This window comes from Paenibacillus sp. 1781tsa1 (assembly GCF_024159265.1).
Lineage (GTDB): Bacteria > Bacillota > Bacilli > Paenibacillales > Paenibacillaceae > Paenibacillus.
In genome coordinates, this window is record NZ_JAMYWY010000001.1 from 6,968,193 (window position 1) to 6,993,411 (window position 25,219).

Below are 25,219 nucleotides of genomic sequence, written 5' to 3' on the forward strand. Positions count from 1 at the left end.
TAAATCGATTATAACCTTCAATTTTTTTTCAAATTTATATGTTACCATACCAAAATTTTTTAATATTAGAAACTTTAATGTTCAATGGGCATCTGTCAGAATCTATTATGTTAGAGTATCTAACTTTTCATCAGATACACTAATTTTTCATTGGAGAAACTTACCTTTATGCTGCCACTAAAATCACTTTACACATATGAACCTCAAACAACTCCCCGCTCAAACGCCGCAAACTCAATCCGATTACGCCCATTCTGCTTCGCCTGATACAAGGCCTTGTCCACCGCAGCAAACAGCTGAGTCAAATACCCCTCCGGATTGTCCGGCACATGCTCCACTTCAAAGTCCTCAAAGGACAGAATCCCAATACTAATCGTAATCGACACCTGCATAATCTCGTGATCCACCGTAATGTGGTTGGACTCCACCGCTAATCTCACACGCTCTGCGATCTGGTTCGCCAGATCATGCTCCGTATGCGGAAGGTAGATCATGAACTCCTCCCCACCATAACGAGTCAGTATATCGGTACTGCGAATGGATTGTTTGACGGCCTCTGCCGTGCGGACGAGAACTTCATCCCCGATGACATGTCCATAGCGATCATTGATCGCTTTGAAGTAGTCGATATCAAGCAGCAGGAGTGAAAATGGTGTTTTGTATTGAATATTGGTAATGACCTCATGATTCAGGTGTTGGGTCAGATAACGTCGGTTGTAACAGTTGGTTAAACTGTCTGTCAGCGCGAGTTCCTCCAGTTTGCGATTGGCCTCGGATAACTCCTGACGGATCAAGTCCAGCGCCTGGTTTCGCTCCTGAAGCGTTACGTTCTGGCGATTCATCTCTTTCACATAGAAGCGCTCCTGCGAGACATCCTGGAACGTAAGGATATGACCGATCGGCACAAGAGCCGAATCCACAATCGGAGAAGATTGCAGAATATAGTGCCGAATGTTCTTGTCCCGTTCCACGATCACTTCAATATGAGAGAGGGTATTTTCTTTTTTCTTATAATGATTCACGAACTCCCGACAGCTGCCCACAACTTGAACAGACTCCAGAAATACCTCCATATCAAAAGAATCCCCCACATGCAGATCCATAAAGGATCGAGAGGCTTTGTTCGCTTCAACAATGACTTCATTCTCATCCAGTACCAGGATGCCATATGGAATGGTATTGATCACGTCCTCATGCGCGATGGAGACCAGATCGAACACATTGTATCTTTTGATCACATAGACGAAGAACAGGTCTGACAGAAAGATCCCCAGCGAAGTCATGCCAGGAATGATGGGCAACCAGCGGGCTAGAACCACATTCAGAATCGCATCAATCGTTGCAAACACAGCCAAGACCAAGATGCCCCATAGGGTGATCCGTACCTGTTTTTTGATCATGGCAGACGTCTGCGATGAATACACCGCCCGGAACAGAACGACGAGAGACGTCAAGAAATAGCTCACCAGAATAACCATCACAACCCAGAACCAAGGGCCGTAAGCACGCTCGATGTACCCGCCCTCCAGGGGAATGACGAACTCGTTCCATGGGTTGGCGACCACACCTATAGCCCCGATTACCGCAGGGACAAATAGCAGGAAGGTTCCTTTGGCACTCAACCGCTCTGAATAACCGGTAATAAAGATTGTCAGCAGAAGCCACCCGCTCCCAAGCAGAGAGACCGCAACGAAAGACAACAAAACATAGAACAACTGCAGACCGGAATCATCCGTGAGCGTACTTGCAAATTGACAGAAAGGCCAGAGCATCATCAAACCGTGAAACAAAAAGTACACCTTATGTAAGTTCGTAATTCTAACCGTAGCAAACACATATACACCTACACCGAACAATAGGACAAATAAAAAGAGATCATACCATACTAATGGGTTCACGAATCTTCTCCTTCTTAGATGCTACAATGACAACGTGATTGCTCATAATTCTATGGGATACTTATATAAAACTTCAATAAACACCTATACAATACTGCTACACCAAACATATTGGTTAATTTAACCATATCTTATCACACCACCATAAGGGTGAGTAGCCCATACACTGGAAGTCTGACCAACCTCTGATCGAAATCCTGACCTATTTTGCGTTTTTGTGAAGGAATCTGACTGTTCCACAAAAAAAACCGCCCATATCCAACGGAGCGGCCAGCCAGCAATTGGTTTGATTCAAATGATCCCAAATCATTCGCGGAGTTCATCTCTCCGGCAGTAGTACTTCACCTTATGATCAGGAACATCTACTCTTCCGTATTTTAGCTATGACTTGCTCATGATCAAGTCAACGTTCGCCTTCAACGACTTGCTTCTCAGCGATCAACAGCTCCAATTGTTGCTTATAACGTACCTCCTTTCTGAGATATGCTTCATGACTCATTCCGACCAGATCAGCTTCATATTTAGGGGAATAAAAGGGTTCGTTGTCCGAGAATAAGTCTGGATTGTCCTTCAGCAACTCCGTAATTACCTCTGACGTCTTAGCCGCATCACACACTCTAACGACGGCATCCCCAAGTTGTCCTTTACGCATCGCACCTTCTCGAACCAGTACCTCGTCTACTTTCCAGAAATGCTCTGACCATGGCAACCCACAATGTCTGCGGGACGGTACTGAAATCTCACTTCCATCCGGTAAAATCGTATATAACATCTCATGCTCGTCTGTCATTCTGCCTGGAATGTCCACCCACTCTTCGACCCCATGGATAAATGTGTTCCGCTTCAAGTCAACGCCTACCAGAAGAATGGTCGCCTTACGGTCAAGCAGTTTCCCCCATGCCGAACCTCTCGCACACGGTGTATCAAAGAGATGATCGTCCTTCGTAAACGCCTCTGCGTCCCGTCCCAGTGCTGCTACCGAGTGCGTCGGGTGCCACGAACGGACCACGCCCGGACGTTTACGGAAAAGTTCAGGCAGAATACCCACACAGCATACAGAATTTTCCACGTGGAACATTGGGTTATCCGCATTAATGGTAGACCACGTATGAGTGGGAAGCACCAACAATCCGTCTTTCATATAGTCGCTACAGGCATCCAGCACCGTATCTGCTCCACCTTCAACATCACCCAAACTCTTCATTGAAGAGTGCATAAGCAACGTACCTTGGCGATCCAAACCAAGCTGCTCCAGTTGCTGCATCAAGCTTTCTTTTGTGTACATATCCTTTTCTAACCTCCTTCATTTCTTATCCCTTTTCGATGAAAAATTAAATTCTTGCTCAGTTTCACATTATGCTTCTCAGCATAACAAATAAAGGGCCGAGGGTTAACCCCCGGCCACAGAGAAAGATTTGTATAAGTTCATGCAGTAGCTGCCAATCTACTTTTACTTAATAATAACGTACTCCAGATTCACCAGTTTCGCATACGTCACGATTTGATCTGTCGTCAGGTTCAAGGATACAACCGTATGGTGACCGCCACCATTTTCAATCCATGCTTTTACCCCGTCCTGGAAGTTTGGCTTCACGCTCCACAGAACACGTGCTACCGGCAGGTTAGGTGCTGGAACGGTTGGCTCAAATGCGGATACTTCGTTGATCAACAGTTTGTAATGTGTACCGAAGTCTGCCATGGATACCACGACACCTTCGCCTGCTTTGCCATCGAATACGAGACGTGCCGGATCTTCACGATCGCCAATGCCCAGTGGGGACACGATGATTCTTGGTTTCGTGCTAGCCAGTGTCGGATCTACTTCAAGCATGTGGGATTGCAGGATCGCTTCCTGTCCAGCAGCCATCTCGTAGGTGTAATCTTCCATGAAGCCCGTGTTCTCGTTATGGGCCATGATTTTCAGCAAGCGATCCAGCGCAGCTGTTTTCCAGTCACCCTCACCGGCAAATCCGTACCCTTGAGCCATCAGGCGTTGTACAGCCAGACCTGGAAGCTGTTTCATTCCATGCAGATCTTCAAAGTTTGTCGTGAAGGCACTGTACCCACCTTCGTCCAGGAAACGTTTGATCGCAATCTCATAGCTCGCTTGCACACGTACGCTGGCTTCCCAAGCTTCCTTGCTGTTTGTGCCATAATCAAATTCATAGAGGTCTTTATACTGAGCAATCAGATCATCGATTTCCTGCTCCGTTACGGCGTTCACATATTGCACGAGGTCGCCAATGCCGAAGTAATCAACTGTCCATCCGAATTGGATTTGTGCTTCCACTTTATCCCCTTCGGTCACGCCAACATTACGCATGTTATCTCCGAAGCGAGCGACTTTGAGGTTGAAGCCTTCGTTAAAGGCAACCGCTACGTCCATCCAGTCTGCAACCTGTTGTTGCACTTCCGGGCGTTCCCAGTAGCCAACAACGATTTTGTTTTGTTTTTTCAGACGAGCATTAATGAAGCCATATTCGCGGTCACCATGTGCCGCTTGGTTCAAGTTCATGAAGTCCATATCGATGGTTGCCCAAGGAATGCTTTCGTTGAATTGAGTTGCCAAATGCAGCAAAGGTTTTTGCAGCAATTTCGTACCACGAATCCACATTTTCGCCGGGGAGAAGGTATGCATCCATGTGATGACACCCGCTACTTCGTCGCGATAATTGACTTCCTTCATGATGCTCGTGATTTTATCTGCGGTTACCGCCAGATCCTGCAATACGAGCGGGTACGGTAGTACGCCGCTGGCATTAAGGGCATCCGTAATTTTCTGTGCGTTAGCTTTTACTTCGCCCAGTGCTTCTTCTCCGTACAAGTGCTGTGAACCGACCACAAACCAGAACTCTTTTGCTGCTGTTGCTGACATATAATCATCCTCATTTCATTTTTTATAGTTGAACAATATGGGTTTACACTAGAACACTGCGAAGCCAGAATAATCTTTCGATCGCTGTTATCCCTGGATTTTTTTGAATCCCTTATCTTAAGGGAAAATCCAGTGATAAAGGCGAACGCTCCGCTTCTCCAGCTTTCTTCTGTCTTCTCCGTTATCGTGTAAAAAGTATAGTTGAACAAGTCATTCCAACACTAAACCACTTGGAAGCCAGAACATGCTTCCAGTCACTGTTATAACCTAATTACTTCTGTCCGTAATATGCGTCTTTTCCGTGTTTACGCAGATAGTGTTTATCCAAGATGCCTTGTGGCAGTTCCTTCGCGAAGTTATTCAATTGCCGCGCGTACAGGTTCATTTTGCATACTTCCTCCAGTACGACACTGTTCACCACCGCAGACTTGGCATCTTTCCCCCACGTAAACGGTGCATGACCATGGAGCAACACTGCCGGAACCGCCATAACATCAATTCCACGCTGTTCGAACGTTTCAATAATGACGCGTCCTGTCTCCGCTTCGTATCCGCGATCCACCTCGTCCTGGTTCAGGAAACGTGCGCAAGGCACCGCCCCATAGAACGTGTCTGCATGTGTTGTTCCCATAACTGGTACGTCCAGTCCAGCTTGCGCCCAGATCGTCGCCCACGTGGAGTGTGTATGCACAATGCCACCAATCTCCGAGTAATGCTTATATAGTACGGCATGTGTTGCAGTGTCCGAGGAAGGTCTCATCTCACCCTCCACTACGTTACCGTCCAGATCAACCACAACCATGTCGCTTGCTTTCATCACATCATAGCTAACGCCACTCGGTTTAATGACGAACAGACCGCTTTCCCGATCAATTGCGCTGACATTACCCCAAGTGAATTTTACAAGTCCGTGCTTGGGCAGTTCCAGATTCGCCTGGAATACCTCTTCCTTCAGTTGTTCTAACATGTTATTCCCTCCCGTTCTCTACCAGATGATCCACGGCTGATTGCTCAATCGCAAGTCCACTCCGGTAGCGTTCGATAAATGCTTCAAACCCTTTCACATCCGATGCATCTGGCGCCACTTCGACTCCCTCAACATCGTTGAAGACTTTCTGCTCCAGGAACACATCCAGGCTCTCCTCTTGATCCTTGTTGATCAAGTACGAAGCCAGAAGTGCCATGCCCCATGCGCCGCCTTCACCAGCGGTAGACATTACTGAGACCGGTACGTTCATCGCAGCAGCTACAATCCGTTGTCCGACAACAGGTGTCTTGAACAGGCCACCGTGAGCCAAAATGCTATCAATGGCTACATTCTCTTCCTCCGTCAAAATGTCCATACCCAGCTTAAGTGCACCGAAGGCACTGAACAGGTGTGTCCGCATGAAGTTCGCCAGATTGAAGTTGCTTTCTGGGGAGCGGACGAACAATGGACGGCCTTTCTCAAGTCCCGTAATGTTCTCGCCTGAGTAGTAACCGTAGCTGAGTAAGCCACCACCATCTGGGTCTGCCTCCAAAGCCTTATTGAACAACACGCTAAACAACTTGCCGTTATCCACTTCATATCCCATCGCTTGAGAGAACTCCCGGAACAGTCCCACCCATGCGTTGATATCACTTGAACAGTTGTTGGCATGCACCATCCCTACTGGGCTTCCATCCGGTGTGGTGACCATATCGATCTCCGGATACACTTTGGATAGTTCCTTCTCCAGTACGATCATGGCAAATACCGAGGTGCCGACCGAGATGTTCCCCGTACGTTTCTTCACGCTATTCGTTGCTACCATACCCGTTCCGGCATCGCCCTCTGGCGGGCAGAGCGGAATGCCTGCTTGCAGATCTTGCGAAGGATCGAGCAACTTGGCTCCCGCTTCCGTCAATGCACCTGCGTTCTCACCAGCGAGATATACCTTCGGAAGCAGGTCCTCGACCTTCCACGGATAACCTTTGCCTGCGATCCGTTCATCGAACTGTTGGATCATGGATGGGTGGTAATTATGTGTAGACTCGTCAATGGGGAAAATGCCCGAAGCATCGCCGATGCCAATCGCCTTATTGCCCGTCAGCAACCAATGGATGTACCCAGCCAAAGTAGTCAGATGATCGATCTGTGGCACATGCGCCTCTTCGTTCAAAATCGCTTGATACAAGTGGGCGATGCTCCAGCGTTCAGGAATATTGAATTGCAGAAGTTCCGTCAGCTCCCTTGCAGCTGCTCCCGTCGTAGCGTTACGCCAGGTGCGGAAAGGTACCAGCAGTTCGCCCGCGCTATCCAAAGCGATATATCCGTGCATCATGGCCGAGAATCCGATGGAACCGACCGTGCGCAGCGTAATTCCGTATTTCTGTTCCACATCTTGCTTCATCTCACGATAAGCCGTTTGCAGACCTGTGATGATATCCTCCTGGTTGTACGTCCAATAGCCACCTTTCAGGAGGTTCTCCCATTCATAACTACCTGACGCGATAGTCTCAAAACGCTCGTCAATCAACACCGCCTTAATCCGCGTTGATCCAAATTCAATTCCGAGTGAAGTAGCCCCTTTAGTAATGGCTTCTTTTAAGTCCAATTGACTCATAATCACGTGTATCCCCTCTCCGGTCGCGATTTCACATCCCTAAGGATGCATATATAAGGTGAAGCTTCTACTTATAGCAGTAACTAGTTATGAATTTTGTATAAGAGGTTGTTCGAAAATTCTGTGTTTTCAAAGAATGCGCTTTCCTTTTCTGACAGCCTTAGTATATTTTTTGTACGTACATTTGTCAATAATATATAATAGTTATACTTACAAAGGACACATATTGTGTTCTATTTGGCTATCCAAAGGTCTCATGCAGCTATAAAATGGCTATGCTGTAAGGTACACCTCATTGCTAAAAGGTTGGATATGTACGGTTCATTTCGAAAAATATGCTGTTTTATATGCATTCAAACTGAATCATGCTAAAATATGTACGTACAACTATTTGAACAACAAGGTTGATATAGATGAGTAACGATGAAAGAAGTGGACTACGTGAAGCCAAAATACCAGGTCATCATTGATGATATAAAGAGTCATATCCTCTCGGGGGCATATAACATAGGCGAACAGATTCCAACCGAGTTGGCATTACAGGAAAGCTACAATGTAAGTCGCCAGACGGTGCGGAAAGCCATTTTGGAGTTATCGAACGAAGGATTTTTACGAAGCGAAAAGGGTTCAGGAACTTACGTTAGCAATCAGTATCGATCACGATCAGGCGGCAATACATCAAAAAAAACCATTGGCGTGATTACAACATACATCTCGGATTACATCTTTCCTTCCATTATCCGCGGTATTGAGAGTCGTCTGAATGAGGACAACTACTCGCTACTGCTCGCCAGCACCAATAATGATGTGGCACAGGAGAAAAAAGCACTCGAAATGATGCTCTCCTACGGTGTGGATGGCCTGATTGTGGAACCGACCAAAAGTAATCTGTATAATCCCAATATTGCATACTACCTGTCATTCAAAGAGCAGGATGTACCGTTTACGATGATTAATGCCTTTTATGAAGAGCTGGAGGTTCCTTTCTTCTGTCTAGATGACGTGCAATCCAGTTATCTCGCCACACGTGAATTGATCGCCAAAGGCCATACCCAGATCGGCATTATTGCCAAAATGGATGATTTGCAGGGCAAGTACCGGATGAAGGGGTACATCAAGGCACTTGGTGAAGCGAAGTTACGGTTCCATCCTGATCAAGTGCTTTCCTTTGATACCGCCTCGAAACCGGAGTTATCCTCCAATGTAGCAGCGTATCTGGACGAAAACAGAGATGCGCTTACCGCAATCGTCTGTTACAATGACGAGGTGGGACTGGAGGTAGTGCACGCCTGTAGGCAACTCGGCATCTCGATCCCGGATGAGTTATCCATCATTGGACAGGACAATTCGTACATCGCCAAGAACGCCAATATCCGTCTTACAACGCTAACCCATCCCCAAGAACAAATGGGCCGCGACGCTGCCGACTGGGTGATCAAGAATCTGCAAGGCAAAAAGGATCTACCCACCAACACCTACTATCAGCCGGTGCTGGTTGAGGGGGAGACGGTAAAGGAGATCGTAGTGGAGTAATATTGTTGTGGGACGAGCGTTAAGTTGTTACCGAGCGTTTCTGTCTAACATACTTAAAGAAGGCCGTCAGAATATCTGCGGCCTTCTTTGTTCTTGTTCACTATAATGAGGGATTAACCTTTTCGTACATATACATCTTCAAATAGAATTTACTTCGCCTGATCCGCTTCTTCGCTTACCAAACTTACAATGACGCCTTTTTTCTTCAAATTCTCTATCACCTGCCCAGCACGATCATTCAACGGATTGTTAGCCAAATATACCTCTGTTAGATGTGGGATGGTTTCGAGCACTGCAATATCCTTAATGAGGTTATCTTCTACATATAGATATTCCAAGGTTGGATGGTTCTTTAAAGGTGTCAGATCTTGAATTTTATTATCATTCATAATCACCCATTCCAACTTTAACTTCTGAAGAGGACTTAGATCAGTCACCTGATTCCCACTGGCGAGTAGACTGGTTAGCTTACGCATATTTTTTAATGGAGCCAGGCTTTTGATTTTGTTATTGTCCATAACCAGATTTTGCAGATTAGTCAGACCTATAAGTGGCGAGATATCTGCAATCTGATTGCCTTCAACAGCTAAGAACGTCAATTTATTTAACTTGTTGAGTGGCTTAATACTCTTTATATTTTGACCAGGCAAGAATAAATCCGTCATATTAACGGCATGTTCAAGCCCCTGCAGATTGGAAATCTTACTTTTCGTTTCCATAGCATATATGGATTTTAATTTTTTCAAATCGCCAGCCTTTATTTCCTTCTTAGCCGATAGCGTCAGATCTGCTCGAATAACTTCGGCCAAGACCGGGTCTTTGATAAGCGATGCAGCCGAGATAATAGTGGTCGGTAATAGTACAAAAACCAAACATAACACGATCAAATTTTTGATAAATTGATTACGCATATCGATCTCCCTACATTATTTAATACTGGAAATACACCGTTATCTGGAATGAAATGCATGGATATTGCCTTTATCCCGGGCAGGATCTCAACATCTATGATCTCAAGTCAACGTAAGAACGATCTGATCCCCGGAACGGGTGATTTTGTAGATACCCTCTTGCATGTCGATGCCGTAGTGCTTTTTCAACAAATACTTGGCGTTGAGATCCGTCTCGACGACCACCAGATAATCATAGCCACTCAACAGGTTGTCCATATTGTCCTCATAGAACAACACGATCCCGTCCACATGTGGAGCATACAAGAAATACTTTCCTACATATTGCATGTAATAATTCGTGACCTGCTGGTCCCTGTCTGAGGCGTAGAAGAGATATCTGTTGTTATCCTCCTGCCCACCTGGGTACCACCGATCACCGGTAACCGCATGAATCTTGTAAGGGAGCGTTGTATCATAGCTTTTGGCAATCGAGACGATCCCGTTATATTCCGATAAAAGGATGGTTGCCGCAACAGCCATACAGCCGATAATGCCTTTTTGATAATGACCTTTCGTCTTGACCGTCTTAAAGGACTGATAATCAGGCACTTCACCGATCCGATAGTGGAATGAACGCTCCAGGTCGATCGCAGCGCACAATACCAGCCCCCCGGCGAACAGCACCACGATACTCGATGCATAACGCTCAAAGCCTGCTAGGACAATGGCTTCATCCAGTGGCATGGAGAAGAGATACAGCGCCAGAATACCTGCATAGTACAGTAACAGAACAACGTCCAAAGCAATTAATGCTTTCCATAAGTTCCATTTCTTCTTGAGCACAACGATAGCAAATACCGAAGCTCCGATCGCGATAAGCTGGAAAAGTACAATGCCGAGCACAGGCCTGGACGTGATATCTATGCTTGATTTCAGGAAGAGCGTCAGAATCTCCCATTTCTGTTCTCCCGTCTTGCCCGCTTTGATCACCGAGGCTGTTCCCTCGAACTTGTTATCAATCCCTTGGAATACCGTCGCCATTCGCCAGCTCCAGCCGAAATACGGAAGTAATGAACCACCAATGGTACCAAGCACAGCCAGTCCGACTTTCCAGTTCGAGCGCTGCCCATTTCTCAACCATGTATACACCAGGAAGATCAGGCCGATCGCGGCGAAAATAATCCCTGTGCTTTTGATGATGGTTAGCAACCCGGCAAGCGGAAGAACAACAATACATGCCTTTTTGATCTCATGACGATATTGGTATATAACCGCCAGGATCGCGAGCGCATAGATTGGAAGCAAGAAATCCACGAGTAGATTAGTGATCCGAATCGTCAGATTGAAAAAAGAAAGCGTAGATAACCCAAGTCCGAGAAAAGCGTACAAAAGAAAGCGTTTCTTCTCTGAAACAATGCCAAACATGGCATAAAAACAGGAAAAGATAAGCAGACCTTGTGCCAAAAGCATCACGGACTGGGAATGCCCCATGAAGCGACAGACATAATAAATAAATGACGAAGTCCCGAGCGGATAGTTTTTAAAATCTATCAGATTGGAGTCTGACGTCGGAAAGGCATTTGTACTCAGCATCTGCTTCAAAACGACAGCCCAGTGGGAGAAATTATCGTAATGTGTTAATTGGTTCTGAAAGAGTACCAACAAGAAAACAAAAGTCCCTGCCAGGAATGAAAATTGAAATATGGAAAAGGACATGCGAAAAGATATGCCTTGGCGCAAAGCGCCGACCACACTGCCTCTATACAGCACCAACCCTATAATCAACACGATAATACTTCCTATAAAGAGCTGACCTGCCAAGCCAGCGAAATATACGATGCAGGCAATCGAGGAAAACACAATTACAGGGATAAACTCCCACCGTAGTGCAAGTGTCTTCCGAACAAACTGCATATAACCAACAAATGAGATTATCAATAAAACTCCCATCAGAAAATGAAGCACAATGAGCATCTTTATCTCTCCTAACCCTCTCTGGTGGAACGATCGGAATGTGGCTGAATCAAATCAGTCAGCAATTGGTCGATCAGGCCCTTCTCTACAATATCATCGATATTCTCCACCGAGAGGAGCACTTCGCGCTCACGGGCTGTCGTTTTTCCCGTATGTTGCAAAATGACTTCAATATTACTCTTCGTATAAAAAGTAACCACCGCTCCTGCTGCAATATCCCCATGGAAACCCGTCGCGGAAAAGAAACGATAATTGAAGCTGCGCAGCGTACAGCTAGCCTCATTGGTAAAATGAACTGGAAGCTGAAGGGAAAGCCGCGGCATTTTCCGCTGATCCGATCTGGGTTGAACAATCCGTTTTTTCACATTACGTAGCATATCGTCATAAGCCGTATCCCACAGATTCATCTGCTCTGGCAAGGAGTGTTTACGATCGTAGATGATCTGCATGTATTGGCGGTTATCATTCTCATCAATCGGCTGAACCGTTGCGGAGTAACGCCAGCCCTCTCCATCCTGTTTCACATAAACGATGACTGCGTCGAGATTGGCCTCATACCGGTCGGTTTTGACGACCAGAGAAATGATCTTTTGCTCAGCCAAATAAATGGGATAAGGGACATAGAAGGCAATACCTTGTTCAGATACATCCACCGTCTTGGCCTGATAGCGCAGATTGTTGGCTTGGTCGTGAATCGTAACATCTTCCTGCGCCCGAATCCGTTCTGTCTCCCGATACGCACGACGGCCAATCATGAAGAACAGGGCGTAACATAGTGCGATCATGTTATGAATCAGCCAGAAAATAATGATACTGCTGAAGAACAGCGCAATACCGTACTTGCCATTGACATACCGAATCACGGCTGCAATGGAAAGCAACAGCAAGAAGATATGCGGAAGTGCATATAAAAGAGCAGACATCCATTGTCGACCGCTTGCTCTGCTTTTGTTGGTAACTTTGAACTTTTTCTCACGAATGCCCAGCGTTTCCAGGAGAACCGGCCAGATCAGATAAGGCATAAATATGGTATCGATAACCTGACTCCAGCGCTGATTCCGAATATTGCTGGACAGATATCGCATGGATACACTATAGAAGAAATAAGATGGAAGCCAGAAGATTAAGATTTGCCAGAAGGTGGTATTCACTATCTGGAAGTCGAATAACGCAAACAAAATAGGCGCCATAATGAAAATCAAACGGTTAAAGAAGGACCACCAGTATAAGAAACTGCTTAAGTAGGTCACTCTCGTCCAGAAAGGAAGCTTCCCGGATATGGGTGCGCGCGTGTTCTGCAGGCTCTGAATAATCCCCCGTGCCCAGCGAATCCGCTGCTTAATCATGCTCTTCACTGTTGTTGTTGTCTGCCCGGCAGCTTGAACCTCTTGAGTCGCATAAGTAATGTAACCTTCCTGCTGCAAGCGGATGCTTGTCTCAAAGTCCTCGGTGATCGTATTGAGCGGAAAACCTCCGATGTCTTCCATACCTTGCCGGGAAATAATCGTATTACTTCCTGTATAGGCTACCGCATTGGAGGCATTACGCAGGATGTTCACTTCTCTGGAGAAGAAATCCTGTTCATTCGGAATGCCTTGCTCTGCATACAGATTAAACTGGAATAGATCCGGATTGTAGAAGCTCTGCGGGGTCTGTACCAGTCCAAGCTTGAACGTAGGGTCCATTTCATCCTCTCGGCGAGGACGCCATTCCCCGTTCTCCTTAATAAACGTAGAGAGCAGGAAATAGGGGACCGTTTTCATCAGGAAGGTGTGCTGTGGAATCATATCTGCATCAAACGTTGCAATGAGCGGAGAAGAGCTTTTGCTCAGTGCATTGTTCAGATTACCAGACTTGGCATCCTTGTTTCCGGGGAACCCCAGATATCCCACGCCAAACTGTCTGGCAAGCTCCTCCACCTCAGGTCTTGCTCCATCGTCACAGAGATAGATATGAACCTTCTGCTTGTCCGGATAATCCATGAATGTACAGGCATTAACGGTTTTATATAACAGATCAACGGGCTCATTATGCGTAGCGATAAATACATCCACATCCGGATAATATTCCGGCGGAACGATTGGAAAGTCGAGCTGTGTACGTTCTTTTTGCATCTTTTGAAAGAATAATTCAAAGGTTGTCAGTACGGTGACCGTTTCAGCAACAATCAACAGCATACCAAAAATGACGTTCAGAACGCCTTCACCCCATGGCAACGTAAAGAACGTACGCCATACCAGATAAATCGACATCAGGATCATCGTGATGATAAAAAAGATATTCTGCCTTTTTTCGTTTTGCACTACAGCTGCTTCCTCCTTGCTGCAAATACCCATCTTCGCTGCAATTGGAAACTGAGCAGGAACAGCAAGGCATCACAGACGAATTTCGCCAATTTCTCATCTACGAAGAGAACGGTATGGAATATATATACGCCGGTACTGGACAGCAAGATCACCACTCCGCATAACGTCAGATAACGCCATAGACTTCCCTGGCTATCCTCTTTGCGAAATACAAAGTGTCTGTTCAGTACATAGTTGACTACAATGGAAATCACTCTCGCAATCACGGTTGCAAGCAGAATTCTTAGATAGTGCTGCTCACCCAACACGGGCCGCAACGCGTCGATCAAAAACCAGGCAATACCTAAATCAACAACAGAACTGGCTACGGAAGAAGAGATAAAGCGGAAGAAATTGGAGAACAACACACCCATGACTCGGGCACTATCCTGGACTGCTTTAAAATGTGTTCCTGCATTGCCATTTTCATAAATGACTTGGATTGGCATGGTATGAATCGGAATGCCCGATTGGATGCACGAGATGAGCATCTGCAGCTCATATTCAAATCGAGTGCCGCGAACATCCTGCATAAACGCAAGTAACCCGGGACCGAAGGCACGAAGCCCAGTCTGGGTATCTGACAGCTTTTTACCATACAGCATGGCAAAAATAAAGGAGGTCATCCGATTGCCTAACAGGGACTTTGGCGGTATGTTCCCCTCACTGAAGTTCCTTACCCCGAGCACCAACGAGTCCGGGTGAAGCCTGGCTTCTTGGGCTATGCGGTATACATCCTCAGCCGCGTGCTGTCCGTCTGAATCAGCGGTTACGACGAAGGAAGATGCATCGAATTGCTGTGCAATATACTGAAATCCGGTCTTGAGTGCCGCACCCTTCCCCTGATTTTCCGCATGTGTTAGCAGAGCACAACCGTTCTCACGAAGTTCCTCGAAAATCGACTGGTAGGCCTCACCCGATCCATCGTCCACAATAACAATATTAGTAAATCCATACTTTCGCAATTGCCGTACATAGGCTGGAAGTCTCTCATCCGGTTCAAGTGATGGAATGAGGATGATCGTTTCGCCGTTTTGTCTACCTATAATCATCCTGATAAGCCTCAATTCGACATATTTTCACAGATTCTTTTTTGAATATTGTGAGTATAACATCGAAAAGGTATACAGTAAACGAATAACTTGTATATATATTGGTAAAAAAGTTGCACTCTTTTATAAGCCAATTCATAGGTGAAAAATACTAGTTGAGGGTTAGTCTGGCACTACTCGAACAATTGCACATTTGGCTCTCGTTTCAGCACATGTACCAGCATGGCATGCAGTTGTCCACGGTGGTGATAGAAGTACGCCTGCGTAAGCCAATCGAAGCGTGAATGAACGCCTCCCCAGAATGCCTTCGTTTCTCGTAATAGTTCATCTTATGTTCGAGCAGTTATACCTTCTTTTAGAGAACTGTAATACTCCAGTAAGGCTTCTCAGCCATATCCATCTGATTAAAAATCCCTTTACACGTTCTTAACTTACAAATCTGGACGAATGGTCACTTATGCGAATCACGGAATTGGATTAGAATTACCATAGACGATTGAGAAAAAGGCTGTGATTCCAATGTTATTCGAAAGAGACAAATGGTTGCAGTATGGCATTCTGCGCGATGAGCCCTCTCTCGCTGAACGGTTGCCAGAAACACGGTTGATTGAGAAGCATACGCTAACGAAGATGCTTCTTCAATATCCCAGCGTTGTACTGAAACCTCGTAATGGCAGTTACGGAAGGGGTATCTTGTTCATTAAACGAAGCGGTGCAAATGCTTATCGTATTCAAAATGAAAATAACACAGTCACCATGAGAGACAACGAGCAGTTACTCGATGGTTCGAACAAACAATCAAAAGTGATGAATATATTGTCCAAAAGCGTCTGCAGCTTGCTCAAATTAAACACAGGCCGTTCGACATTCGGATCATGGTTCAGCGCAAAAAGAGTTCCTCGTCCACTTGGAACGTGACAGGTTCCTATGCTAAAGTCGCAGCACAAGGATACCAAGTCACCAATGTGAATAACCGCCCCATTCCAGTTCTTAAAGCACTGAGACTAGCTCGAATTGGAGATCGACGCTTACTTGTCAGAGCGGAACAAGTTGCACGATTAGCTGCCAAACGATTGGGAGAGCATTACCCTATGCTTAGACAAGTCGGGTTCGATATAGCCATCGACAAGAAACGGCGAATTTGGATTATCGAAGGCAATTATCAACCAGCCTTACGGCCTTTCCGACTTTTAAAAGATTCCTCGATGCACCGCAGAATATTATGGTACAAAGAACATTAAAGCAAAAGAAGACGACCAGCCTTTTACTCATGGCCAGTCGTCTCTTCCTGTTTAGTATCTGTTCTTGATATTAACCCTCTTCGGTTATTTCCGGCATTTTCTAATCGCACTTGTAACACGCGTCACTCGGAACTGATTTACCCCTACCTGTATAATGGCGAACTGGCTGTACGACGTACCTGAAGAGGTATACGGCTCGGCTTCAATATTTCCACTCGGTGTTCTAACCGTCGCGGTGATTCTAGTTACCAGGCACACACCACGGTCGGAAGATCTCCAAGTCTCGTCACGCTGAACACTATATCTATCATTGCTACAGAAGATAGATGCATACTCCACTACTCCACTCGCATTAAATGAAGTCGAGTTATAGATCTGAACGGGGTCATAACCACCTCTTGGTGCTCCAGGTCTTCTATTTCCCATTCTCAAAACCTCCTTTTTTATTGATAGTCTATTAAATGCAATTAAATAGTTTTGGTGAGGTATAAATGTGGACAAGGTAGAAAAAGTGTGTTTGTACAGTGGTAGAGGGAAACTAGTAGCTTGATGTCATAACTCAAACACAAAAAAACCACCCTTTACTATACAAAGGTGGTTCGCGAATTATAGAACTACTGTCAGTATCATCTTATTGGGCCAATTGAGTCGAAACGGTACATCATAGACGGTCAAAACTCCCCAAATGCAGATACTTCTATTCTGCCGCCTCCGCCAACCATGCTTGCATAGCCGGAGATTCCGCCCGATTCAAACGTAAGGCAATTTCGGTATTGATCTTATCCGGCGGCATGATCTCAACAAGGACACATACAGACTCTCGAGGTTGATTCAAGGCAAATATGCCTTTATCATCGAGCATTTTCATTGCCAGCTCCATGGCTTTCAGTCTCAAATTAAACTCGACATTCCAATCATCGATCTCTAGATCCGTAATAGAAGGACGCGCGTTAAATCGTTGTTTGACACCGTCAAAGTGATCATCCCCAAAACAACAATAGGGCGAATTCGCATACGACCATTTGATGAGATCCGCAATCGTGGATACCGGCGTATCACTTTCCTCTGCTTGCCTAGCCGATTCCAACCCCAAAGCTTCCCACGACCAGGCAGAGATGCTTGGCGCATGTCCTTCGCCAGTAGTGTATAACGTACAATAATAGTAACGTTCACCATTTTCAAAAAGGGTGCAAAAAGACTTTCTGGCGGCAGCAGCGATTTCTATGGCCAGTGTCTCTATTTCTTGCATTGGCTTCATGAATAGAGTTCCCCTTTCCATTCGTTGATCATTTGCCCCTTCGATATGAATTGGCTATTTGGACTAGATACCAGACACCCGCACCCACAAGGGCAGCAAACACCAGATTGATGCAGCCGAACACGATGAGTGACTTTGCTTGGCCTGGACCAATCCGGAAAGCCGTAACAAGCTGAAAGACAGCCGGTAGCAGAAACACCAGCCAAGAGACGGTTATAAGCTTTTCTGTTCTGAAGCTCCACCATACTGCTGAACATGAGGCAACTAGCAGTACCCAGGTACAGATAAGCTTTAGGGCGAACATCATTTCGTCCCCCTCCTATTTGCCCTGGATCACAAGTCCATATTTACTGAATCTCCACGATTGGCTCAAATCATGCATCGCATCATGGCTTATACGTACAGAGGGCTTCTGCACCTTCATCGCATTTGTGTCCTGTGCCGAGAAGCGAAGCGGCTTTGCTATTTTTTGGATAGAGTCTCTAATCTCATCAAAAAACGCATAGGTCAGCGGCATATGATCCCGGATATCCTCATATATATAGTATTTTCCTTTTTCGTCTTCCAAATTAACCTGAACGCCTTTCGGAAATGAAAGCATGATGCACGGCAGTTCTTCCTCTGCCCATTGTCCGTGATATGGAAAAGATACACCTTCATTTCTCACAAAAAATCCGGAACTTTCTTGATTCGACGCAACAGAAATCGAGTAAACAAAGAAGGCGTGGACATCATTTCTCTTTTCTCCTGCCGTAAAATACTGATAAAACGTTTGATACGCCTCGTACACCTGATCATAATCATACGCTGTCCGGTCCGCATTGGTACGGTAAAATTGCGCTTGTCTTTGCTCGAAAAGCTGCAAAAGACTTTTAAACTCCTGAGGAGTGATGAAGAACTTCAGTTTATAGAATCCGCTATTCTTTAATTTGTCCATTCTTTTCGCTCACCTCCCTATTTATGTATCTTATTTCCATTATAGTGGTCACCTTTCCTGAGTCTACCTACTTTACACCTGAATTTTGCGAATGAAAGCACAAATTAGCCGTACAGATTATTATCCGTACGGCTAATTTCGAGTTGTTCGGCTCTGCGAATTTGGGATTGTTAAGGTTTAACTACAGAGAGAAGAGACTCATTTCCCTCAGAGATCACCGTCACATCTGGTGCAAACGTTGCATCACTTACATGTAGCGTTTCTCCAAGTTCCATATCACTAATGTCAAATTCAATCGACGTTGGCAAGTGTCTCGGCAATGCCTCCAATTCAATAGAAGCTAATTGAACTTGCACGACTCCGCCCTGTTTTGTGCCGATCGGTGTGCCGTTGAACTTTACAGGAATTTTAGTACGCATAATCTCATGAGTTTGCACCTGTTGAAAATCCACATGAAGCAAATCTCGTGTAACCGAATCGCGTTGGAGGTCTTCCAATAATACGGTCAATGAGCCTTTCTCTTCAAACTGCAATTCAATAAAACCAGTTGCTCCTTGCTTCAACCATTTTTGAAAATCTATTGTTGGAATATGAACCATCTCATTCTCCGTATTTCTGCCAAAAACAATGCCTGGCAACCGCCCGGATTTACGTAGATCCCTAAGTCGGGATGAATTTAATGGAATGCGGGTCTCCGCTTGAAAACGAGTAGTCATGCTATGTTCGCTCCTCTTTATTAAATGATATTTTCACATTTTTCATACGCATCCAACCATCCCCTGTTGGGGCTAAAGAGAGAAACATAGCATCACCACCTCCAAATACTATCCGATTTGATTTTAAAATACATTTAATGTAAGCTCCCATGATATACATGAAGGCACTCTACTCGGAAGAGTAGAATGCCTTTGGGATGCCTCAACCCTATCATAGAAACAACCTTTTGTCGATCAACCTGAAGTAAATGATAGAACATCGTCTACCTCTTCTAGAATCCATATGGAAAAAGGAAAAGGGGCTCTTCCTTACCAGAAAGAACCCCTTTTAATATAAGGTTTAATAAGTTCTACATTATGAGGCTTTAGCTGCAACTGTTTTTTCAATCAATACTTTGGCATCGTTAGTAGTAAGGCCTTGTTTTGGTTGAAGGGATTTTTGATCTGTTCCACCAAGAATACCTTTATTAATCAGTTTTGCCATAGGCTTCATTGCATAGGCAGACACGGATTTACCATCTTCGAAACTAGCAATAATCGTGGCAGTCTCTTTATCGGTAGCTTGACCTTTTACCAATTTAGCAAGAATTGTAGCAGCTTCCTCGCGTGTGATATCCCGATCAGGATAGAAGTTTCCACCGTAGCCCTGAATGAATCCAGCATGCGTAGCTTCAGCAATCGCATCTGCATAGGTCGCATTAGCCGCTACATCCTTGAATGCAGGTGCTGTAGTTACTTCATTTAATTTCAACATATCCACCAGCGCACTTACAAATTCAGCACGAGAAATGACTTCTGTTGTCGCAGGTGTTTCTGTCGGCTCATTAGATACAGCCACGTTTGTGATACGCCCTTCATTTTTAGCTTCAATGTTACCGCCTTTAAATGTTTCCACAATGTAATCGTAGAATACATCCAGATCGATCGGACCTGCCAAGGATGATTTAGCATCCAGCAGCACTTTATAGTTATCTCCGCCTGCAGCCATGAAGTTGTTAACTACAGCCGTATATGTTTTTGCAGAATCAATGGCTGTGCCGTCTTCCAGACTAAGTCCAGTAATGCGCTCTGCAACAGGCTTATTGAAATCTGCAGCATATTTCAAACCAGAGATTTGTAGTGTCTTGGTGTTTGGTGTACCGTCAGCATTAGTACCCCATTGCTGCTGCAACAAGGTTTTAACCTGTTCGCCAGTCAGCTCCAGTTTCACTAATGTATTACCGAATGGTTGGATTTTTGCAAGATCAGCAAAGGTTACATCGCCTTTTGGTAAATCCGCACGAATACCACCTGGATTCATAAATGCAAAGTCAGCAGCGCTTGCTTTATCTCCAAAGTCTGCTTGACGCATTGCATCTGCAATCAGGTTGCCTAGAGGCGCTTCATTATTGTAGGCATCTGTACGCAATACAGAACCATCCGTTGTACCCACTGGCTTCGTCAGTTCAGGATGCTTGTCCAATGATTTTTTGATAATTGCCAATGTTTCAGGGTCTTCTTTCACACCCTCTTGGAAAGTCGTTGTAACCGTAGCTGATTTTTCAGTTACATCGCCCGTTGCAGGATCAATCATCAGCTTGATATCTTCAAAAGCCGTACCATAAGAATACGCTTGAACGATCAGCTTTCCGTTCACTTCACCGTTAGCCAAAGCATGATTATCACCTGCAACGATCACGTCAACAGGGGAATCTGCTGGTAAAGCTTTTGCCAGATCAGCTGCTTCACCAGTCGTTACGCCTTCTTTGGTGGTTGCTGGATCATGCGCCAAAACGATGATCGTTTCTACACCTTGATCTTGCAATTCTTTTGCATATTTATTAACGGCTTCAACTTCTTCTTCCGGACTTAAGAAACGCACACCAGCTGTACCCGATGGGGATACTTTGGCAGGTGTTGATTTGGTCACTAGTCCGATGAATCCAATTTTGACTCCGCCTACTTCTTTAATGACATAGGGTTTAATCAGTGTTTTTCCGGTAGCGGTTTCAATGACGTTTGCATTAACGTAATCAAATTTTGCACTAGCATGTGTTACCTTACCTTCTTTTGGATCCAGGCCACCAAAGATCTGTGCCTTCAAAGCAGCAACACCTTGGTCAAATTCATGATTCCCCAGGGACCCTACATCAAATCCCATCATATTCATCCATTCCATGGTAGGCTCGTCGCGATCCATAGATGAGACCGGAGCAGATGCACCAACAGAATCTCCATTATGGAAGAGTAGGGAATGTTCATATTTCGCTTGAGCTTCTTTCAGGTAGGTTGCTAGAATTGGAGCCGATCCTGCCTTTTTATCACCAACGATTGATGTGGTATCTAACTGACCGTGAAAATCATTGATTCCAATCAAGTGTACCTCTACATCATTGCCTGCGGCAGAGACTGAACCTGCTGCCCCCAGCAGTTGTGTGAGTAATAGTGCAGTAGTAGCGATACGAATTGTGCTTTTGCCCAGAACGTTTTTCCAAGACATGAATTACAAAACCCCTCTCCAATTATCGATCCTGAGATATTTTACCATAGTTCAATTCAGAAAAGTCATAGATTATATTAAATGTATGTAAAAAATATTTCGGAGATTGATAGAGAAGAGGTATGTTTACTACTGACTAAACATAAAGACACCCCGCAGGGTGCCTTTATTACCTTCATATAACGGCTCATAAACTAGCTCATCACGTTCAACAACAAGAGTATCTTTCATCCAAGTTTACTTTCAACTCTATAGAGATTGAGATACTGCTCAGTTAACTACGATTCCTTTATGCTCTAACATGTTCATTAATAGAACGACGGCCTCTGCTCTGGAGGTTGGTGATTTAGGTATGAAATTGTTGTTTCCCATTCCTTCGACAAGGCCAAGTTCCTTCAGCGCTGCCACAGAGGTTTTTGCCCATACAGGAATAGATTTTTCATCTGAAAAAAATGTTGTAGCATTGCCTGTAGTAGGTACCTTGAGCGCATTCGCAACCATCATGGCCATCTCGACACGTGTGATATTGGCATTCGGCCGGAACGTGTCGTCGGGATAACCGCTAAGAATGCCCTCCTGCACTGCTTGCGAGACTGCCAATTTGGCCCAAGATACGATTTCCGTTGTATCTGAGAATACCAGTTCTGCCCCAGCTTTTTGTGAATTCAACGCGTTCATCAGCATGACTGAGAACTCAGCACGTGTAACGTTCTTCCCCGGACTAAACGTTCCATCTGGATATCCGGTAATTATACCGCTGCTTAACGCTTGTTGAATTCTTGCTTCAGCCCAATGTCCAGAGATGTCGCTAAAGTCCAATTCCGTCGCCGGTTCAACTGGAGTATTCAAGATGGGCTTTCCACTAGTTTGATCAACAACAAGGACAGCATACTTCGTGAAGTGATTGACCTCGACTGTGATTTGATTCCCTTGAATAATATCTCCATCTACTTTCTCCCATGTCTTGTTCGCTTCATCAAAATAAAAAACAGCTGCCGAATGATGACGCTCAAGACCTGTTGAATCAAATGTAAATGTCAGTTTCACCTGTATGAGGAAGTTCTCCGTAAAATTCTTCATAAGTTCAAATACCGGGCTGGCCAGAATTTCTTTATTTGTTAGCAAAGGTTCCGTATTAGAAACTTTATCAATGGATAATATCAGCTCGCGAGATGATGCCCCTGCTGGAATTGAGATTTGAATCTCTTTACCCAGGCTAACCAACCCTGACTTACCAATCGGAACGGTTATTTTACCCGTTGTTGATTTGACTGTATTGTCTATCGGGGCCATTGGTGCAGAAGGACTGCTCGGACTTGTTGTTTGTACTGGCTGTACAGTAAAAACAGAGTACGGATTGGACTCCGTTATCCCCTGACCTGCGTTACCTGCACCATTAAACACTCCCGTATTCTGAAGAGTGATGACATTGACCGATTTGCTCACATTCGCTTGCGGGGTTAACGTTGCTGTCCATGTCACTCCCCCATCGGTTGAACGGACAGTAGTCAGTGTACCGCTTGCAATCGTCAGATCTGCATTATCAAAACCTGACACCGCCTCAGAGAATGTGATTGTTACCAAGGATGTTTTGCCAAGAGTAAGCGTTCCATCAGCTACAACAATCGTTGCCGTTGGTCGGGAGGTATAGACCGCGTAATTATTCGAAGCAGTAGTTCCCGTGCCTGCGTTGCCTGCAATATCGCTAATACCCGAATTATCAAGCGTGATGACATTGGTTCCATCATCAATACCTACAGTTGGTATCAATGTCGCAGTCCATGTAATCCCCTCATCAGATGTATGCACAGCACTCAGCGTGCCGTTTGCAACGGTCAGGTCCTCATTGGTAAAGCCAGTAATTGCTTCCGAAAACGTAAAGGTGACCTCTGATGTCTTGCCGGCAGTCAGGATCATATCGGCGACGTCAAACGTTGCTGTCGGTCTGACCGTATCAATGGCAAAGTTATTGGAATCCGTTGTACCTATACCTGTTATGCCGCCTTGATTCTCTATACCCGTATTATGAAGTGTAATCTTGTTCGTTCCCGCAGTGATGCCGGGGGTAGGGGTCAATTTTGCTGTATACGTAATATTGTCGTTCGTAACCAGATTGGTAATGGTTCCATTTGTCACCACAAGGTCGGCAAGCGTAAAACCGGCCACTGCTTCAGAGAAGGTGAAGATCACATCAGACGTCTTGCCAATATTCAACGTTGTATCGGCTACGACAATCGTTGCCGTTGGCCGGGCGGTATAGACCTCATAATTACTCGAAGGCGTTGTCCCCGTGCCCGTATTGCCTGCAATATCACGAATGCCCGTATTATCAAGCGTGATAATGTTGGTTGCATCGGTGATACCAATATCTGGCGTTAATGTCGCGGTCCATGTTATACCTCCATTGGAGGAACTAAGGTCACTCACCGTACCATTCTCTACTAATAGGTCGGCAACGCTAAAGCCGGTCACTGTTTCGGAAAATGCGATGGTGATCAGTGATGTCTCCCCAGCGGTTAGAGCCGTATCGGCTACAACAATGGTTGCTGTCGGTCTTAATGTATCAATAGTATAATTACTCGAAGCGGACGTGCCCACACCTACAATACCGCCTAGATTCATCACACCTTCGTTGTTCAGGGTTATGACGTTGGTCGCATCTGTAATATCTGGTATAGGTGTGAGAGTTGCCGTCCACGTATAACCTCCATCCGAAGAGACCGGTGCAGTCAGTGTGCCGCTTTCTGGAACCGTTAAGTCTCCATTGTCCAACCCTTGTACCGGTTCCGAGAACGTAAAGAATACCTTTGCGGTGCTGCCAATTCCCAGCAGCGTATATTCCATCGAAATTGTTGATGTTGGAGTCGCAGCATACACCTTATCTGATGCTTTAAGACACAACAATCCTGCCATTAGGGATACCACCAGAACAATAATTCCAATCTTCTTCCTTAAATACATATGCTCCTCCTCTTAACGCTCTCTGGACTACTCAATAAAATCAATTCCCTCTTAAATACTTCAAATTTAATCTAATCAATTCGACACATACGTTCGAATTCCTATACCCACAAATAAAAATAAATCATTTCCCAAGCAGAAACTATGAACCGTAAGTCGAGATCGAACTAGTAGCAGTATTGATTGATGTCTTCCTCTATTGAACAGATAGATTTTCGTAGAAAATAATGTATTTTATCTTTTTAGTTGCTATAATGGAATAAAAAGTAATATATCTGAGCGATCACCTACATAGTCAGCTGAATAACAAGTTTCCATCGAGCTCTCACCCCCTCCACTCTAGGTAACACATCCATTTACATATAGTGCATTCAAGCCACTAATTTTGTCTATTAAAGGAGGTGAACCGGAGAGCGCTGTATATCTGATTTCCCTTTAATTATCATTGGGGGATGTGTTGATTGCTCTTTCA

17 protein-coding genes and 1 pseudogene are annotated in these 25,219 nt (G+C 45.1%); 2 read left to right on the top strand and 16 right to left on the bottom strand.

Features of this window, described 5'->3' with window-relative positions:
- Positions 1 to 203: 203 nt before the first annotated feature.
- The 5 genes from NKT06_RS31990 to NKT06_RS31125 all read right to left on the bottom strand — a co-directional run bounded on the left by NKT06_RS31990 (position 204) and on the right by NKT06_RS31125 (position 7,358).
- Positions 204 to 1,898: a histidine kinase N-terminal 7TM domain-containing diguanylate cyclase gene (locus NKT06_RS31990; protein ID WP_253442162.1), complete on the bottom strand. Its 1,695-nt coding sequence runs from the start codon at positions 1,896 to 1,898 to the stop codon at positions 204 to 206.
- A gap of 403 nt (positions 1,899 to 2,301) precedes the next feature.
- Entirely contained in the window at positions 2,302 to 3,183 is an 882-nt protein-coding gene (locus NKT06_RS31110; protein WP_253442164.1) for an AAC(3) family N-acetyltransferase, read from the bottom strand.
- A gap of 165 nt (positions 3,184 to 3,348) precedes the next feature.
- Positions 3,349 to 4,773 (bottom strand): L-arabinose isomerase, encoded by a 1,425-nt coding sequence (araA, locus tag NKT06_RS31115; protein ID WP_253442166.1) that lies wholly within the window; start codon positions 4,771 to 4,773, stop codon positions 3,349 to 3,351.
- Positions 4,774 to 5,044: 271 nt separating this feature from the next.
- Entirely contained in the window at positions 5,045 to 5,740 is a 696-nt protein-coding gene (locus NKT06_RS31120) for an L-ribulose-5-phosphate 4-epimerase (RefSeq protein ID WP_047840995.1), read from the bottom strand.
- A gap of 1 nt (position 5,741) precedes the next feature.
- Positions 5,742 to 7,358, bottom strand: a complete 1,617-nt coding sequence (locus NKT06_RS31125; protein ID WP_253442174.1) for a xylulokinase — start codon at positions 7,356 to 7,358, stop codon at positions 5,742 to 5,744.
- Between the two features lie 441 nt (positions 7,359 to 7,799).
- Here NKT06_RS31125 and NKT06_RS31130 point away from each other — a divergent pair, with 441 nt between their 5' ends.
- A complete protein-coding gene (locus NKT06_RS31130) occupies positions 7,800 to 8,891 on the top strand; it encodes a GntR family transcriptional regulator (protein ID WP_253442943.1) in 1,092 nt (363 codons plus the stop codon).
- A 149-nt stretch (positions 8,892 to 9,040) separates the two neighbouring features.
- Here NKT06_RS31130 and NKT06_RS31135 read toward each other — a convergent pair whose 3' ends face one another.
- The 4 genes from NKT06_RS31135 to NKT06_RS31150 form a co-directional block, all read right to left on the bottom strand.
- On the bottom strand, positions 9,041 to 9,802 hold the full coding sequence (locus NKT06_RS31135; RefSeq protein WP_253442176.1) for a leucine-rich repeat domain-containing protein: 762 nt from the start codon (positions 9,800 to 9,802) through the stop codon (positions 9,041 to 9,043).
- A 102-nt stretch (positions 9,803 to 9,904) separates the two neighbouring features.
- Positions 9,905 to 11,758 (bottom strand): hypothetical protein, encoded by a 1,854-nt coding sequence (locus tag NKT06_RS31140; RefSeq protein ID WP_253442178.1) that lies wholly within the window; start codon positions 11,756 to 11,758, stop codon positions 9,905 to 9,907.
- 11 nt (positions 11,759 to 11,769) lie between these two features.
- Positions 11,770 to 14,061 carry a glycosyltransferase family 2 protein gene (locus NKT06_RS31145; protein WP_253442180.1) on the bottom strand — a complete coding sequence of 764 codons (2,292 nt, stop codon included), beginning with the start codon at positions 14,059 to 14,061 and terminating at the stop codon, positions 11,770 to 11,772.
- On the bottom strand, positions 14,061 to 15,155 hold the full coding sequence (locus NKT06_RS31150) for a bifunctional glycosyltransferase family 2/GtrA family protein (RefSeq protein WP_253442182.1): 1,095 nt from the start codon (positions 15,153 to 15,155) through the stop codon (positions 14,061 to 14,063). The genes NKT06_RS31145 and NKT06_RS31150 overlap by 1 nt, the downstream gene beginning before the upstream one ends.
- A gap of 519 nt (positions 15,156 to 15,674) precedes the next feature.
- Between NKT06_RS31150 and NKT06_RS31995 the strand changes: the two are divergent.
- Positions 15,675 to 16,396, top strand: a pseudogene (locus tag NKT06_RS31995) (YheC/YheD family protein).
- An 84-nt stretch (positions 16,397 to 16,480) separates the two neighbouring features.
- Here NKT06_RS31995 and NKT06_RS31160 read toward each other — a convergent pair.
- The 7 genes from NKT06_RS31160 to NKT06_RS31190 form a co-directional block, all read right to left on the bottom strand.
- Entirely contained in the window at positions 16,481 to 16,822 is a 342-nt protein-coding gene (locus NKT06_RS31160) for a hypothetical protein (protein ID WP_047841001.1), read from the bottom strand.
- A gap of 271 nt (positions 16,823 to 17,093) precedes the next feature.
- Positions 17,094 to 17,654: a DUF4303 domain-containing protein gene (locus tag NKT06_RS31165; RefSeq protein WP_253442186.1), complete on the bottom strand. Its 561-nt coding sequence runs from the start codon at positions 17,652 to 17,654 to the stop codon at positions 17,094 to 17,096.
- A 28-nt stretch (positions 17,655 to 17,682) separates the two neighbouring features.
- Positions 17,683 to 17,961, bottom strand: coding sequence for a hypothetical protein (locus NKT06_RS31170; RefSeq protein ID WP_253442187.1), 279 nt, complete (start codon positions 17,959 to 17,961; stop codon positions 17,683 to 17,685).
- Positions 17,962 to 17,973: 12 nt separating this feature from the next.
- A complete protein-coding gene (locus NKT06_RS31175; protein ID WP_253442189.1) occupies positions 17,974 to 18,591 on the bottom strand; it encodes a hypothetical protein in 618 nt (205 codons plus the stop codon).
- A gap of 170 nt (positions 18,592 to 18,761) precedes the next feature.
- The gene (locus NKT06_RS31180) at positions 18,762 to 19,307 is read right to left on the bottom strand and encodes a 50S ribosomal protein L25 (RefSeq protein ID WP_253442190.1); all 546 of its coding nucleotides are present in this window, start codon (positions 19,305 to 19,307) and stop codon (positions 18,762 to 18,764) included.
- Between the two features lie 355 nt (positions 19,308 to 19,662).
- Positions 19,663 to 21,786, bottom strand: a complete 2,124-nt coding sequence (locus tag NKT06_RS31185; protein WP_253442191.1) for a 5'-nucleotidase C-terminal domain-containing protein — start codon at positions 21,784 to 21,786, stop codon at positions 19,663 to 19,665.
- Positions 21,787 to 22,056: 270 nt separating this feature from the next.
- The gene (locus NKT06_RS31190; protein WP_253442192.1) at positions 22,057 to 24,747 is read right to left on the bottom strand and encodes an Ig-like domain-containing protein; all 2,691 of its coding nucleotides are present in this window, start codon (positions 24,745 to 24,747) and stop codon (positions 22,057 to 22,059) included.
- Positions 24,748 to 25,219: the final 472 nt, after the last annotated feature.